The organism is Actinomadura chokoriensis (assembly GCF_041463665.1).
GTDB classification, from domain to species: Bacteria; Actinomycetota; Actinomycetes; order Streptosporangiales; family Streptosporangiaceae; genus Spirillospora; species Spirillospora chokoriensis_A.
Window position 1 is genome coordinate 24,962 of record NZ_JAXCEJ010000018.1, and the last position, 14,811, is coordinate 39,772.

The 14,811-nt window shown below is 70.9% G+C and carries 15 protein-coding genes; 7 read left to right on the plus strand and 8 right to left on the minus strand.

Going from position 1 to position 14,811, the window contains the following annotated elements; genetic code table 11:
• Window positions 1-142: 142 nt before the first annotated feature.
• Window positions 143-1,009: a S1 family peptidase gene (locus SM418_RS25485; RefSeq protein WP_371943804.1), complete on the minus strand. Its 867-nt coding sequence runs from the start codon at window positions 1,007-1,009 to the stop codon at window positions 143-145.
• Window positions 1,010-1,282: 273 nt separating this feature from the next.
• Window positions 1,283-2,260, minus strand: coding sequence for a helix-turn-helix domain-containing protein (locus tag SM418_RS25490; protein ID WP_371943803.1), 978 nt, complete (start codon window positions 2,258-2,260; stop codon window positions 1,283-1,285).
• 111 nt (window positions 2,261-2,371) lie between these two features.
• Between SM418_RS25490 and SM418_RS25495 the strand changes: the two genes are divergently transcribed.
• Together SM418_RS25495 and SM418_RS25500 are read left to right on the plus strand one after the other, a co-directional pair.
• Window positions 2,372-2,824: a rhodanese-like domain-containing protein gene (locus SM418_RS25495; RefSeq protein ID WP_371943802.1), complete on the plus strand. Its 453-nt coding sequence runs from the start codon at window positions 2,372-2,374 to the stop codon at window positions 2,822-2,824.
• A 167-nt stretch (window positions 2,825-2,991) separates the two neighbouring features.
• On the plus strand, window positions 2,992-4,485 hold the full coding sequence (locus SM418_RS25500; protein WP_371943801.1) for a DEAD/DEAH box helicase: 1,494 nt from the start codon (window positions 2,992-2,994) through the stop codon (window positions 4,483-4,485).
• A gap of 97 nt (window positions 4,486-4,582) precedes the next feature.
• On the opposite strand, the gene SM418_RS25505 is transcribed toward SM418_RS25500, so the two are convergent.
• A complete protein-coding gene (locus tag SM418_RS25505; protein ID WP_371943800.1) occupies window positions 4,583-5,422 on the minus strand; it encodes an acyltransferase in 840 nt (279 codons plus the stop codon).
• 123 nt (window positions 5,423-5,545) lie between these two features.
• A complete protein-coding gene (locus tag SM418_RS25510) occupies window positions 5,546-6,019 on the minus strand; it encodes a hypothetical protein (protein ID WP_371943799.1) in 474 nt (157 codons plus the stop codon).
• A 178-nt stretch (window positions 6,020-6,197) separates the two neighbouring features.
• Here SM418_RS25510 and SM418_RS25515 point away from each other — a divergent pair, with 178 nt between their 5' ends.
• Window positions 6,198-6,722: a peptidylprolyl isomerase gene (locus SM418_RS25515; protein WP_371943798.1), complete on the plus strand. Its 525-nt coding sequence runs from the start codon at window positions 6,198-6,200 to the stop codon at window positions 6,720-6,722.
• Window positions 6,723-6,795: 73 nt separating this feature from the next.
• Window positions 6,796-7,692, plus strand: a complete 897-nt coding sequence (locus tag SM418_RS25520) for a rhomboid family intramembrane serine protease (protein WP_371943797.1) — start codon at window positions 6,796-6,798, stop codon at window positions 7,690-7,692.
• A 147-nt stretch (window positions 7,693-7,839) separates the two neighbouring features.
• On the opposite strand, the gene SM418_RS25525 is transcribed toward SM418_RS25520, so the two are convergent.
• Window positions 7,840-8,097, minus strand: coding sequence for a cell division protein CrgA (locus SM418_RS25525; RefSeq protein ID WP_021597057.1), 258 nt, complete (start codon window positions 8,095-8,097; stop codon window positions 7,840-7,842).
• Between the two features lie 110 nt (window positions 8,098-8,207).
• Between SM418_RS25525 and SM418_RS25530 the strand changes: the two genes are divergently transcribed.
• The 3 genes from SM418_RS25530 to SM418_RS25540 are packed head-to-tail and all read left to right on the plus strand — an operon-like array spanning window position 8,208 to window position 9,862.
• Window positions 8,208-8,957, plus strand: coding sequence for a DUF881 domain-containing protein (locus SM418_RS25530; RefSeq protein ID WP_371943796.1), 750 nt, complete (start codon window positions 8,208-8,210; stop codon window positions 8,955-8,957).
• Between the two features lie 48 nt (window positions 8,958-9,005).
• Window positions 9,006-9,650 carry a class E sortase gene (locus tag SM418_RS25535; protein WP_371943795.1) on the plus strand — a complete coding sequence of 215 codons (645 nt, stop codon included), beginning with the start codon at window positions 9,006-9,008 and terminating at the stop codon, window positions 9,648-9,650.
• A gap of 8 nt (window positions 9,651-9,658) precedes the next feature.
• On the plus strand, window positions 9,659-9,862 hold the full coding sequence (locus SM418_RS25540; RefSeq protein WP_371943794.1) for a hypothetical protein: 204 nt from the start codon (window positions 9,659-9,661) through the stop codon (window positions 9,860-9,862).
• Between the two features lie 236 nt (window positions 9,863-10,098).
• Here SM418_RS25540 and pknB read toward each other — a convergent pair whose 3' ends face one another.
• Genes pknB through SM418_RS25555 form a run of 3 tightly spaced genes read right to left on the minus strand, consistent with a single transcriptional unit; the run spans window position 10,099 to window position 14,811 of the window.
• Entirely contained in the window at window positions 10,099-11,919 is a 1,821-nt protein-coding gene (gene pknB, locus SM418_RS25545) for a Stk1 family PASTA domain-containing Ser/Thr kinase (RefSeq protein ID WP_371943793.1), read from the minus strand.
• 22 nt (window positions 11,920-11,941) lie between these two features.
• Entirely contained in the window at window positions 11,942-13,333 is a 1,392-nt protein-coding gene (locus SM418_RS25550; protein WP_371943792.1) for a serine/threonine-protein kinase, read from the minus strand.
• The gene (locus SM418_RS25555; protein WP_371943791.1) at window positions 13,330-14,811 is read right to left on the minus strand and encodes a peptidoglycan D,D-transpeptidase FtsI family protein; all 1,482 of its coding nucleotides are present in this window, start codon (window positions 14,809-14,811) and stop codon (window positions 13,330-13,332) included. The genes SM418_RS25550 and SM418_RS25555 overlap by 4 nt, the downstream gene beginning before the upstream one ends.

The following is a 14,811-nucleotide window of genomic DNA, read 5'->3' on the forward strand; positions in this document are numbered from 1 at the left end:
GGCTATCTACTACAAGCGGTAGTACTTCACCCTGCCAGAGATACTACGGCTTGTAGTACTACGCCCGGTCGTAACTTCCCTCACATGCCCGGACGCGCGTGGACCCGCGGCCGGGGCTCGGCCGCGGGTCCATGGAGTCAGGTCAGGCGCCGGACGGAACCAGGCAGCCCGGACGGTTGAAGTCGATCACGCTGCCGGGAGCGATGCAGGCGCCCAGGATGTAGGTCTCCTGCGCGTACCCGATGTTCTGGCGCACGGTGACGTTGCCCGCCTCGTCCACCTCGCACGGGTTGTTCAGCGTGCAGCTCGCGCCGTCCTCGTTCATGGTGTTGTTCACGGCGATGACCTTGCCGGACGCCGCGTCGATGACCGGCGACCCCGACGTCCCGCCGATGGTGTTGCACGAGGACGTGTAACGCACCGAGTCCTTCCAGGTCCACTGGCTCTCGCGGAGGCGGTAGGCGAAACCGTCGAGGTTGCAGGAGTACATGCGCCTCCAGTACCCGGAGACGACGCGCAGCCCGGTTCCGGCGGTCGGGTGCTGGAGCGACAACTCCAGGGCAGTCGTTCCATAGGTCTGCTGGATGCTCGCGTAGGTCCGGTTGAGCCGGTACAGGGCCACGTCGGTGTCCGTCATGGTCGCGTACAGCATCGAGTTCGCGCGGAGAGTGCCGAGCGAGCCCGTGCCGCTCGAGTTCAGGAGGGTGAAGGTGCGGCTGGACGACCGGTTCTTGATCACCTGCCCGGCGGACGGCATGCCGCCCTCGTAGCAATGGCCGTTGGTCAGCACGAGCGCCGGATCGCTGTCGGCGGAGTTCGGGGTGCGCACCAGCGAACCGGAGCAGTTGCTCAGCGCGACGATCCCGTGGAAGTCGACAGCGGCGACCTTGAGCGGCGCCAGGGCGGACGGTGCGGTCGACGTTGCGGCGGACGCGGTCGACGCGCCGGCGGTCAGGGTCGCGGTCCCGAGGAACGCGGCGGCGAGCACGCCGAGGAGGCGTCTGGGCATGGCGGGTGTCCTCTCCTGGGAAGGAGCAGCGGCTGGGCCGATCAGCGGCGATGACGGTGACGCACTAGGAGCGGGCATCGTCCAAGTCGGCGGCGGACGTGAGCAGCATGATCATAACCGCGCCCTTGACGCCCGGAAAGGAGCCGATCCGACAGACTTGGTTAACTCGTCGATCCGGCACCGGACGGGACCGTCCGGGCAACGCGCCCCGCAGCCGACGGGCAGGCCCCGGTCCGCCACCGGTGACGGCGGCGGACCCGCGTGGTCCGGCGGTCAGAGGGCGGTGGGGCGGAAGGTGCGCCTGTAGGCGGACGGGGAGGTCTTCATCGCCCGGGCGAAGTGGTGGCGGAACGTCGCCGGGCTCTCGAAGCCGACGGCCGCGCCTATCTCCTCGATCGGTGTGACGCCCTCCTCCAGGAGCGGCAGGGCGGCCAGGACGCGCTGGCGGATGACCCAGCGGAGCGGGCTCGTGCCCGTCTGCCGGTTGAAGTGCCTGATGAACGTGCGGGGTGCGAGGTACGCCTCGCGCGCCAGCCGGGCGATCGTGATGGGCTCGGAGAGGTGGGCCAGCGCCCAGGCCATGCTGCGCGCGACCGGGTCGTCCTCGTCCGGACGGTGCACGGCGGCCTCCACGAACTGCGCCTGCCCGCCGTCCCGATGCGGCGGGACGACCAGCCGTCGCGCGACCATGTTGGCGATCCGGGCGCCGTGGTCCTTCCGGACGAGGTGCAGGCACATGTCGAGTCCGGCGGCGCTGCCCGCGCCGGTGAGTACGTCGTCGCCGTCCACGTAGAGGACGTCCGGGGTCACGCGGACGTCCGGGTAGCGGCGGCGCAGAAGGTCCGCGTACTGCCAGTGGGTGGCGGCCTCGCGTCCGTCCAGCAGGCCGGCGGCGGCCAGGGCGAACGCGCCCGAGCAGATGGAGACGACGCGGGCGCCCCGCGCGTGCGCGTCCCGCAGCGCCGCGACGACCTCGGGCGCCGGGTCGCGCCGGACGTCGGGGACGGCGACGACCAGCACCGTGTCCGCGGACGCGAACACGTCCAGCCCGTGCTCGGCCGTGATCGCGAAGCCGCCCACCGCGCGCATCGGACCGCGTTCCATCGAGCAGACCCGCAGGTCGTACCAGGGGACGTCCAGTTCGGGGCGGGGCAGCCCGAACACTTCGACGACGGAGCCGAGCTCGAACGGCGCCATGCCGTCGAACGCCAGCACCGAGATCGTGTGCCGCCGGACGGGGGGAACCAGCATGGCCAGATCTTAGCGGTGCCGGGCATTCATGCCACTGCCCGATCGGCGCCGGGCATCCGAAGATCGTTCATGACCCCGAACACGCATGACCCGGACACGAAGGAGCCCGCCATGAGCGCTGTCACACCTGCCGCGACCCCCGCCGAGGCGCGCCGGCACTTCGCCGCACGCCTGGCCTTCGAGACGGACGTGTCCGACGTCGCCGCCGACCTCGCCGCGAAGGCGCCCGGCATCGTCGTCGCCGACACGCGCAGCGCCGAGAGTTGGGCGCAGGGCCATGTCCACGGCGCGATCCACCTCCCCACCGCCGAGATCGCCGAACGCGCCGGCGACCTGATCCCCGATGGCGTGACCGTCGTCGTCTACTGCTGGGGACCCGGCTGCAACGGCGCCCACAAGGCGGCGCTGGAGTTCGCGAAGCTCGACCGTCCGGTCAAGGAGATGATCGGCGGGTTCGAGTACTGGGCGCGCGAGGGGTTCCCCGTCGAGACCGGCGACGGGTCCGTCACGCGGCGACCCGCCGACCCGCTGACCGCCCCCACCGCGATCTCCTGCGGCTGCTGAGCCTGAGCTGACGCATGTTCCGGCGGGGACGGGGCATAAGCAGGTCCCCCGGCGACGTTAGACTCTAGGAATCACTCTTCGGCGCACCCATGGCGCCAGGCTCGTCCTTGCAGGCCGCGCACATCGTGGTGCCTCCCGAGACGTGCCCCCCTCTCGGAAGGTAATGCGTGACCACAGCTGCCGCTGCACAGAACCCGTCCATGCCCGCCACCGCGGACGAGGAGCGGGTTCCCACCTTCGCCGAGCTCGGCATCCCGCCGGTGCTGGTGAACGCCCTGGAGCGCCAGGGCATCGAGGCCCCCTTCCCCATCCAGGCCGCCGCGATCCCCGACGTCATGGCCGGACGGGACGTTCTCGGCCGCGGTAAGACCGGCTCCGGCAAGACCCTGGCGTTCGGCCTGCCGCTCCTGTCCCGCCTCTCCGGCCGCAAGGCCGCCCCGAAGCGCCCGCTGGCGCTGATCCTCGTGCCGACCCGCGAACTCGCCCAGCAGGTGCAGAACAACCTGGAGCCGCTCGGCCGCGGCCTCGGGCTGCGCTTCAAGACCGTCATCGGCCAGACGTCCATGTTCAAGCAGATCGACGCGCTGCGCCGCGGCGTCGAGGTCCTCGTCGCCACCCCCGGCCGGCTCAAGGACCTGATGCGGCAGGGCGCCTGCGACCTGTCCGACATCGAGATCGCCGTGCTGGACGAGGCCGACCACATGGCCGACATGGGCTTCCTGCCCGACGTCACCGACATCCTGGACGCCGCCAAGCGCGACGGCCAGCGCCTCCTCTTCTCCGCCACCCTCGACAAGGACGTCGACGTCCTCGTCAAGCGGTACCTGAACGACCCGGTCACGCACGCGATCGGCCCGGTGGACGAGTCCGTCTCCACGATGGACCACCACCTCCTGCTCGTGGCGCCGAAGGAGAAGAGCGCCATCACCGCCGAGATCGCCAACCGCGAGGGCCGGACGATCCTGTTCGCCCGCACCAAGCACGGCGTCGACCGGCTCGCCAAGCAGCTCGTCCAGGCCGGCGTCCGCGCGGCGGGCCTGCACGGCGGCAAGTCCCAGGGCCTGCGCACCCGCACGCTCGCCGAGTTCCGCGAGGGCTCCATCAGCGTGCTGGTCGCCACCGACGTCGCCGCCCGCGGCATCCACGTGGACGACGTGTCCCTGGTCATGCACGTCGACCCGCCCGCCGACCACAAGGACTACATGCACCGCGCGGGACGCACGGCCCGCGCCGGGGAGCACGGCACCGTCGTCACGCTCGTCCTGCCGCACCAGGTGCGCTCGACGTCGGCGATGACGCGCCGGGCCGGGATCAACGCGCCCCGCGTCCGGGTGAGCACGGGCGACACCGAGCTGGTCAAGCTGACCGGCGCCCGGCCGCCGTCCGGCATCCCGATCGAGGAGCCGATCATTCCGGAGCGTCCGCGCCGCGAGGGCGGCCGCGGCCGCCAGGGCGGTGGGCGGCGCCGGGGCCCGCGCTCCTTCGACCGCCAGGACGGCGGGCGCCGCCGCGAGGGCGAGGCCGGCCGGGGCGAGCACCGCACCTACTCCGGCGGCGACCGCCGGGGCGGCGGCCCCCGCACCGGCGGCGGCTCCCACGGCAACCGCCGTGGCGGCGCCCCCTACAACGGCGGCGAGCGCCGCGCGGCCCGCTACAACTGACCCGCGACCCCGACAGGCCCCGCCCGGCATCGCCGGGCGGGGCCTGTCACGTCGGGGCCTGTCACGTCCACGGGCACAGCCCGCGACCGCTGACGGTTCAGCCGGCCTCTTCCTGGAGGGCGTCTTCCTGGAAAGCGTCGTCCTTCCGGAGGGCCTCGGCGCGGGTCGCGGATTCTTCGCGGAGTTTGTCCTGGAGGATCTGGAGGCCCTCCAGGCCGTCCACGGAGAGGGCGGCGAGTTCGTCCAGGGAGATCAGCGGATCGTTGCGGAGCGGCGGCTGCCAGCCGTTCTCCTTGTCATGGCTGCGCAGGACCTTCGCGGGGACGCCGCCGATGACCGAGTGGTCGGGGAACTCGCCGCGGACGACGGCGCCGCCGGCGACGGCGACGTTACGGCCGAGCCGGGTACCGGGCAGGATGATCGCGCCGGTGCCGATCCAGCAGCCGTCGCCGATCACGACCGGGTTGTTCTCCGGCCACTGCCGGCCGATCGGCACGTGGAGGTCGCCGTAGGTGTGGTTCTGGTCGGTGATGTAGACGTTGGGGCCCGTGAAGACGTCGTCGCCGATCTCGATGGACTGGTGGCCGACGATGTGGGTGCCGCGGCCGAGGGAGCAGCTGGCGCCGATCCGGACGATGACGTCCGGGCCGAGGTCGAGCCCCGGGACGAAGCCGGCGGAGATCGTGACGTGCGTGCCGACCAGGGTGTGGTCGCCGATGGATATCCACGGTTCGCCGTAGATCGAGCCGACCGGGAAGCCGATGCACGCGCCCTCGCCGAGATAGGCGAACCTGCGCCGGCCGGGGGTGTGCGGGGTGATCTCGCCGTGCCGCTGGATCCATTCCCAGGTGCGGTGCACGGCCGTGTGCACGCCCTGGCGCGCCCGCTGTCTCGCGCGGGCCGCCAGCACCTGCCCGACGGAGCTTTTCGGCGACATGGCCGTTACCGTACCGGGTAGTAGCCGCCTTGGGACACGGCGGTGGGGATGCGCGCGACGGCGGCGACCCGCCCGCACACCGTGGGGCCCGGCCGGTAACGGCCGGGCCCCACGGTGTGCGCGCTAGTGCGACGAATGCACCTGACCGTCGACATCGGCGCCGGAGACCGTCATGGAGTCGGCCGAGGTGGCGTCCTCCCGGTGCTCACCGGAACCCTTGGTCATGTCGCGGATGACGCCGCGCCGCGTCGCCACCACGCCGGCCACGCCGACCGCGGTGACCACGCCCATCATCGCCATGAGCGCGCCGCGGCCGGGCCCGCCCCGCTTGGGGGGCTCCACCCGTCCGGCGACGTCGCTCAGAAACGTGCTCACCCGCGGTGCGATCCCGGACTCCACGTACCGGGCCGCTCGCCGGAGCCTCGGTGCGCTCCAGCCGCGCACCAGCATGAGCCGCTCCTCGGCGGCGGGCGCGATCCGCTCCGCCGCGTTGGAGGCGCCCTGCCGGCACACGTCGGCGCCGTGCCGGGCCGCGTCCTGGACGCGGCCGAACCGCGAGAGGACTTCGTCCTGCGGCTTCCGGCGGATACTGATCATTAGGGACACGCTAACCTCCCTGTTTGCGAGGTCCTGTCATGCAGCCTTCCCAGCAATCGGCAGGCAAACCCCGCGAGCGTGACGACCTGTGCACGCCGGGTAGTCGATTCGCGCGTGACCGAGACCGTAACGTTCAGAGTTCAAGTTCAGACATCCACCTCATGAGGAGGCGGCCAGCGTGGCCAACGAGATCTTCGCGACGTTCACCACGTCGCTCGGCAAGATCGTGATCCAGCTCTACCCGGAGCAGGCGCCGGAGACGGTGGCGAACTTCGTCGAGCTGGCGGAGGGCACCCGGACCTGGACCGACCCGCGCACCGGGCAGAAGTCCGACGCCCCGCTCTACAGCGGGACGATCTTCCACCGCGTCATCGACCAGTTCATGATCCAGGGCGGTGACCCGCTCGGCACCGGCACCGGCGGCCCCGGCTACCAGTTCAAGGACGAGTTCCACCCGGACCTGAAGTTCAACCGCCCCTACCTGCTGGCGATGGCGAACGCCGGGCCCGGCACCAACGGCTCCCAGTTCTTCATCACGCTGGACGTCGGCCACACCCAGCACCTGACCGGCCGGCACACCATCTTCGGCAAGGTCATCGAGGGGACGGACGTCGTCGACCGCATCGGCAAGGTGCCGACCGGGCGCAACGACCGTCCGCAGCAGGACGTCGTCCTGGAATCGGTGACGATCGAGCGTCGTTAGACGTTCGTGAAGGTGAGAACCCGCGAAGGGTGCGCCCCCACCGGGTGACGCCCTCCGGCCGACGGAGCCCCAGATGAGCACAGACCACAGTCCCGCCCCCGAGACCTCGGTGCCGACCTGCTACCGGCACCCGGGGCGCGAGACGTATGTGCGCTGTACCCGGTGCGACCGCTACATCTGCCCGGACTGCATGCGGGACGCTGCGGTCGGGCACCAGTGCGTGGAGTGCGTCGCCGAGGGGCGCCGGGACGTCCGCAGGGCGGTGCCGAGGACGGTCCTCGGCGGACGGGCTCCCGCGTCCGCGGTGCCGGTCGTCACGTACTCGCTCATCGGCGCGTGCGTGGCGGCGTACGTCGCCGAGCTGGCGTCATGGCGGGTCGTCTGGGAGTTCATGATGCTCGGCCGGGGCGTCCTGCCGGACGGTCACCTCGGCGGGGTCGCCGAGGGCGAGTGGTACCGGCTGCTCACCACCATGTTCCTGCACCAGCGCGGCGGGTCGTTCGGCATCACCCACATCCTGTTCAACATGTGGGCGCTGTGGGCGGTCGGCCCCGCGCTGGAGCAGTTGCTCGGACGATGGCGCTTCCTGGCGCTCTACATGCTGTCCGGCCTCGGCGGATCCGTGCTGCTGTACCTGGTCGGCGCTCCGCAGGACGCCGCGGTCGGCGCGTCCGGCGCCATCTTCGGGCTGTTCGGCGCGTACTTCGTGATCGGCCGCAAGCTGGGCGGCCCGGTCGGGCCCATCGTGGTGCTGCTGGTGATCAACCTGGTGATCACGTTCTCGGTGCCGGGGATCTCCTGGCAGGGGCACGTCGGCGGTCTCGCGGTGGGCGCGCTGCTGTCGGCCGCCTACGCCTACGCTCCCGCCGCGCGGCGCCGGCTGATCCACATCGGGGCGCCGGTGCTCATGCTGGCGTTGCTCGCGGCGCTCGTGGTGGTCAGAACGGCGGAGCTGGGCCCCGCCATGTAGACGTGGCCATATGAACGTGGTGGCGCGGACGCCGTCCATCCGCGACGGCGTCCGCGCACCCATGCACGTCCGACCCTGTGGAAAAGATCTGTGGAAAACCTGGGGAAAGCCGGGGTAGGGGATTCCCGGCCTGTGGACAACTCGCGGTCAGCGCCAGCGGGTCGACAGGATCACGCCAAGGATGATCGCCGTGAAGCCGATCCCGAGGTTCCAGTTGTGCAGGTCGGTCATGTACGGCACGTCGGTGCCGGTGCTCGCCGTCACGTAGAAGACGGCGATCCAGATCAGGCCGACGAGCCACAGGCCGACCATCGTGGGCACCAGCCAGCGGGGGCTGACCTCGGGCGCCTTGGACTTCTGCGGGGGCGTGTAAACGGCCTTCTTGCGCACTTTCGACTTGGCCACGGTGGGATCGATCTCCTCGTGCGTCCGGCGGCCGGAGCGCCGGACCGCGCATGGGTGTTTTGTCGGTTAGCGTAGTCGCTGGTGAGCACTGTCTGATGAGCAGATTCTCGATGAGCAGCGTACGGCGTTCGGCGTGGGGAAGCATCATCCCAGTTCTCACGCTCCTCGCGGGGACCCTGTTCGCGGCGAGCGCGAGCACGGCCCGCGGGACGAGCCTGCGCGAGCAGGGCCGCACCAGGATCACCGAGCTCATCACGGCCGAGCAGCGCCGCGGCCACCAGGAGCGCGCCGAGTACCGGCGGCTCCGGGACCAGGTCGACCGTATCTCCCGGGAGGCCGGACGTCACGACGCGCGCGTGAAAAGTGCGCGGGCGGCGGCCGACCGGCTCGCGGCCGGCGCCGGGTTCACCCCGCTGACCGGCCCCGCCGTCCGCGTCACGCTGGACGACGCGCCGCTGCCGAAATCGGACGGTCTGCCGCACGGCGTCCGTCCCGATGACCTCGTCGTCCACCAGGGCGACGTCCAGGCCGTCGTCAACGCGCTCTGGGCGGGCGGCGCACGGGCGATGCAGATCATGGATCAGCGGATCATCTCGACGAGCGCGGTCCGGTGCGTGGGCAATACCCTGATCCTCCAGGGCGTCGTGTACTCCCCGCCGTACCGGATCACCGCCGTGGGCGACCCGGCCCGGCTCCGCGCGGCGCTCGGCGCGTCCCCCGAGATCGCCGTCTACCGCAAGTACGTCCGCGCGTACGGGCTCGGCTACTCGGTGGGGGCCGTGGAACGGGCGACGCTGCCGCCCTACACCGGCAACGTGACGATGAAGCACGCTACGGTGCCGCCGGAGCCGGGCGGCTGACCCCGGCGAGGGAGCCGGCGACGTGGTCGGCGAGGGAGGAGGACGCGCGTGCGGACGGTGATCCGTGGCGTGGGCGAGGTGTGCATCACCGCCGGCCTGATCGTCATGCTGCTCGTCACCTACGAGTTGTGGGGCACCGGCCGGTACACCCAGGGCCAGCAGGACCGCCTCCAGGACGAGATGCTGAACGGCTGGCGCACCGGCAAGGTCGGCAAGGTCACCACCGAGAAGGTGAGGCTCGGCAGGGGGCTCGCGATGATCCGCATCCCCCGGTTCGGCGAGGACTACGAGTTCGTCGTCATCGAGGGCGTCGACCGCGCCGACCTGCGCAAGGGGCCCGGCCATTACCCGGGCACGGCGCTGCCCGGCCAGCTCGGCAACTTCGTCCTCTCCGGGCACCGGACGACCTACTCCGCCCCGTTCAACCGGCTCGGCGAACTCGACCGCGGCGACCGGATCCTCGTCGACACCCGCGACGAGCAGTACGTCTACAAGGTCACCGACCGCAGGATCGTGAAGCCGTCGGCGACGGAGGTGACCGCGCCCGTCCCGTTCCACCCGAAGCGGAAGCCGACCGGGCGGCTCATCACCCTCACCACCTGCCATCCCAAGTACTCCGCCGCCGAACGAATGATCATCTTTGGCGAGCTGGCCGAAGCCCGGCCCCGGGTGCGGCCCGCCGCCGGAAAGTAGGAGGTCCCGTGTACGCCTGGATCTGGCGCCGTCTTCCCGGCGCGTGGCCCGCCAAGGCCGCCGCCGCGCTCGGCATCGTGCTCGCGGTCGCCGCCGTCCTGTGGTACGTGGCGTTCCCCCGGCTGGAGACCAAGATCCAGTTCGACCACGGCGTCGTCCAGACGCCGGCGCCGTCCACCTCCACCTCCACCTCCACCATCCCGGGCGGGTGACCCAGGCTGACCTGCGAAGTCGCCGCGCGGAGCGACGTCCGCCGGAAAAGCTGAAAAATATTCGTTGAAATCCGTAACGTCCCAGGGCCGCGTACCGAAGACCATAACGAGGGCTTCCGCCATTGCCCCCGAGTGGCGGAAGCCCCTTTTCATGCGCAGCTCGTTCATGCGCAGCTCGTTCATGCGAAGGGCCCCGGTCTCCTCAGTGGAGACCGGGGCCCTGTCGCTTACGCGGGTCAGCCCTCGCCGTTGCCCGGAAGGCCCGGGATGCCGGGCGTCGGGGTGTTGCCCGGCTGGGTCGGGGTCGGCTGCGGCTTCTCGGCCACGTAGATCGTCACCGTGTCGCCCGGCGCGACCGTGGCGCCCTCGCCCGGCTGCTGGTCGTAGACGAAGCCCGGCGCGACCTGCTTGTCCGGCGGCGGCGCGCCCTTCTCCACGTGGCATTTCAACCCTGCCGCCTCCAGCTTGCCGCACGCCGCCCGCTGGCTGTTGTTGAACAGGTTCGGCACCTTCAGGTTCGACGGCCCGTTGGAGAACACCACCGTGACGGTCGAGCCCTTCGGTGCCTTCGTGCCGCCGGCCGGGTCGGTGCTGATCACGTTGAGCCGCGGGACGGTGTCGCTCGACTCGGCCCGCCTCTCGACCTCGAAGCCCTTCGCCTCCAGCAGCTTCTTGGCCGTCGCGTACGGCTGCCCGGCCACGTTCGGGACCGCGATCTCCGTCGGCGGCTTCTTGCCCTTGGAGACCAGCAGCGTCACCGTGGCGCCCTTGGCCGCCTCCGTGCCGGGCTTCGGGTCCGAGCTGATGACCTTACCCTCGTCGATGTCGTCGCTGAATTCCGTCTTCGGCTCGCCGACCTGGAAACCGAGCTTGGTGAGCTCGGCCGTCGCCTCGCTCTGCGAGACGTTGACGATGCTCTGCGGGATCGCGACCTGCGTGTTCTTCTCGTCCCCGCCGCCGCTCAGCATCCAGCCGATGAGCGCCGCCCCGCCGATGAACAGCACGGCGAGCCCCACCCACAGCGCGGCCTTCTTGCCGGCGCCGTCCCGTTCGGGCAGGTCGTCGTCATAGTGGGCGGGCGGAAGGCCGTAGCCGTCGTCCGGCGGGCGGTGCACCTGCGTGCGGGACGCGCCCGGCGGGTATGCGCCCATCATCTGGGTGCCCTGCGGCTGCTGCGCGCCCATCAGCATCGTGGACGCCGCGGTCGACGCCACCGGCTGCCCCTGCAGGACGCGCTGGATCTCCTGGCGGAACTCCGTCGCGTTCTGGTAGCGGTGGTCGGCTTCCTTCGCCATCGCCTTCAGCACGATCGCGTCCGCCCACTGCGGGATCTGCGGGTCCACCTGCGACGGCGGAACCGGCTCCTCCCGGACGTGCTGGTAGGCGATCGCGACCGGGGAGTCGCCGGTGAACGGCGGCTTGCCGGTGAGCAGCTCGTAGAGGACGCAACCCGTCGAGTAGATGTCGCTGCGGGCGTCGACCCGCTCGCCGCGCGCCTGCTCGGGGGACAGGTACTGCGCGGTGCCGATGACCTGCGCGGTCTGCGTCATCGTGGACGCCGAGTCGGCCATGGCGCGGGCGATGCCGAAGTCCATGACCTTGACCTCGTGCTGCCGGGTCAGCATCACGTTGGCCGGTTTGATGTCGCGGTGCACGATCCCGCCGCGGTGGCTGTAGTCCAGCGCGCGCAGGATCCCGTCGGTGATCTCCAGCGCCTTGTCGGGCATCAGCGCGCGGTTCTCCCGCAGCAGATCGCGCAGCGTGCTCCCGTCCACGTACTCCATCACGATGTACGGGATCGAGGTGTCGCCGATCATGTCCTCGCCGGTGTCGTACACGGCGATGACCGAGGGATGGTTCAACGACGCGGCCGACTGGGCCTCGCGCCGGAACCTGGCCTGGAACGTGGGATCGCGGGCGAGGTCCGACCGGAGCGTCTTGACCGCGACGACACGATCCAGGCGCCGGTCTCGGGCACGGTAGACCTCGGCCATGCCGCCCCGCCCGATCACCGAATCGAGCTCGTAGCGGCCGCCGAGCAGCCGAGGTTGACTCATATGTGCACTTTCCCTCGTACGTCTACACCTTGTCCTCCGAACCTAGCCCCCCGCTCTGGATCGGCGTGGGCGCCGGGCTCGAAGTTGACGGAGTCGTGGTGGTCACCGTCGGTGTGGGTGTGGGCTTGGGGGCGGTGGGAGTCGCCCGGGGCGATTTGGTGGTTGGCTTGTGTGAAGGAGACGTCTGGGGCGTCACTCGCGTTGACGGACGGATCCTATGCGTCGGGCGCCGTGGCGTCACAGCCGGCCGCCGGGGAGTGCCGCTCGCCCGGCGTTTGGGCGGGGCGCTCGGACGGGCCGCGGGATCGTCCACGAGGTCGCCGCCGACCGGGCTGGCGGCCGGGGCGGCGGGCGGATCCCGCTCGTCCTTGCCGGAACCCGTGAGGAGCGGCCCCTTCCACAGGGAGCCGGCGACGATCACGGAGACCAGCAGAGCGGCCGCGACCGACGTATAGGTCAGCGCCGTGCGCCGTTGCACGGACCCCTTGGCGAGGTTATCCGCCGTCAAGTCAGCGTCAAATCCCGACAAAGGAGCCGATTGGGTAACGATGGTGTCTCTGCTGGGGACACCGGTGGTCGTCCCCACGGGACGGCCCGTGCTGAGCGACGCGCGGATCGCCAGCGCCCGCGCCGCGAGGGACCCCGCGTCGGCCGGACGGGCGAGCGGATCCTTCGCCAGCATCTCCATGACCAGCTCGCGCGCGGCCGGCGGCACCCGCCCCGGCAACTCCGCCGGCGCGTCCCGGACGTGCTGGAGCGCCACCTCCACCGGCGTCGACCCGTCGAACGGCGGCGCGCCCGTCAGGCACTCGTAGGCCACCACGCCCAGCGAGTACAGGTCCGCCTTCGGCGACAGCTCCTTGCCCTGCGCCTGCTCCGGCGAGATGTAGTGCGCCGTCCCCATGACCATCCCGGTCTGGGTCTGCGACGCCGCCGCCAGCCGCCGGGCGATCCCGAAGTCGGTGATCTTCACGGTGCCGTCCCCGGACACCATCAGGTTCGCCGGCTTGACGTCCCGGTGCACGATCCCGGCCTCGTGCGCGACCTCCAGCGCCCGTCCCACCTGCACCACCAGGTCCAGGACGGCCTCCAGCGGCAGCCCGCCGTCGCGCGCCAGGATCTCGTCGAGCGGCTCGCCCCGCACCAGCTCCATGACCAGGTACATCCGGCCGCTGTGCTCGCCGAAGTCGAACGCCCGCGCGATCCCGGGGTGCCGCAGCTCCGCCGCGAACCTCGCCTCCGACTCGAACCGGTCGCGGGCCCGCATGTCCGAGCCGAACTCCAGCCGCAGCAGCTTCACCGCGACCTGCCGTCCGGACCGCTCGTCCGACGCGCGCCACACCTCGCCCATCCCGCCGGTGGCCAGCCGCTCCAGCAGCCGGTACCGGTCGCCCAGGACGAGGCGCGTGCTCACTTCTGCAAGACCTTAGCCATGATCGCACCCGCGATGGGGCCGGCGTTGCCGGCGCCGGAGCCCTGCGCCTCGGTCATGATGGCGAACGCGTAGCGCGGGTTCTCCGTCGGGCTGAACCCCACGAACCAGTTGGCGTTCGGGTTGCCGGGGCCCTGCTCGGCGGTACCGGTCTTACCGGCGATCCGCATGCCCTGCAGGTTCTTCGCGGTGCCCTCGGAGACCACCGCGCGCATCATGTCCTCCAGCTGCCCGGCCTGGTCGCCGGTCATCGCCTCGCCGAACTCCTTCGGGGACGCGCTGTACAGCTCGCTCTGGTCCTTGGCCCGCACCTTCTCCACCATGTACGGGCTCATGATCTTGCCGTCGTTGGCGACCGCGGCCGCGACCAGCGCCATCTGCAGCGGCGTGGCGCGCACGTTCTCCTGGCCGATGCCGGACCGGGCCACCCCGTCCCGGCCGGTCGGGGTGGTCTTGCCGCTCGCGTCCGTGTACGCCACCGGGATGTCGCTCTCGGCCGTGTAGAAGTCCGGCTCCAGCTCCACCCGCTTGCCGAACCCGAACTTCGTGGCGCCGTCGTGCAGGTCCTGGATGCCCATGTCGAGCGCCATCTTCGCGAACGTGGTGTTGCAGGACTCGGCGAACGCGCCGCGCAGCGAGGCCGCCCCGCCGCAGCTGCCGCTGTCGTGGGAGTTCGGCAGCGGACGTCCCGACTCCGGCAGGATCAGCTGGCCGGTGCTGACGGTCGTGGAGCTGCTGATGCCGAGCTTCTGCATCGCCAGCGCCGACACCACCGTCTTGAAGGACGAACCGGGCGGGAACGTCTGGCTGAGCGCGTTGTCGACCAGCGGCTTGATGACGCCGTTGCCCTTGTCCAGCTCCTCCAGCCGCTTCCCGCCCTTCGTACCGGTCTGCGGAGCCACCTCGTTCGGGTCGAAGGACGGCCACGACGCCGCCACCTTCACCGCGCCCGTCTTCACATCGATGACCACGGCGCCGCCGCGGCGGCCCGGTGCCGTCCGCGCCTTCAGCTGCTCGTACGCCGCACGCTGCGCCGCCGGGTCGAGCGTCAGCTCGACGTTCGCGCCGTCGGCCTTCTTGCCGATGAACAGGTCGAACCAGTGCTGCTGGGTGATCCGCTTGTCCTTGCCGCCGAGCAGCGAGTTGTAAGCCCGCTCGACCTGCGTAGCGCTGCCGTTGAAGTACCCGGTGACCGGCGCGAAGATCGGCCCGTCCTTGTAGGTCCGGCCGTACTTCGGGTTGTCCTTACCGGTCTTCTTGGACGTCACCAGCACCTCGCCGCCCGCGGAGATCTGCCCCCGCGGCGAGTTGAACACGTCCGCGTACTGCCGGCTGTTCTTGGCGTCGGTCCGCAGATCCTCCGCCTGGCTGCCCTGGACGTAGTTGATCTGCGCCATCAGCCCGAAGAACAGCAGCAGCGCGAAGATCGCCACCCGTCGAACCGGCTTGTCCATGTTCAT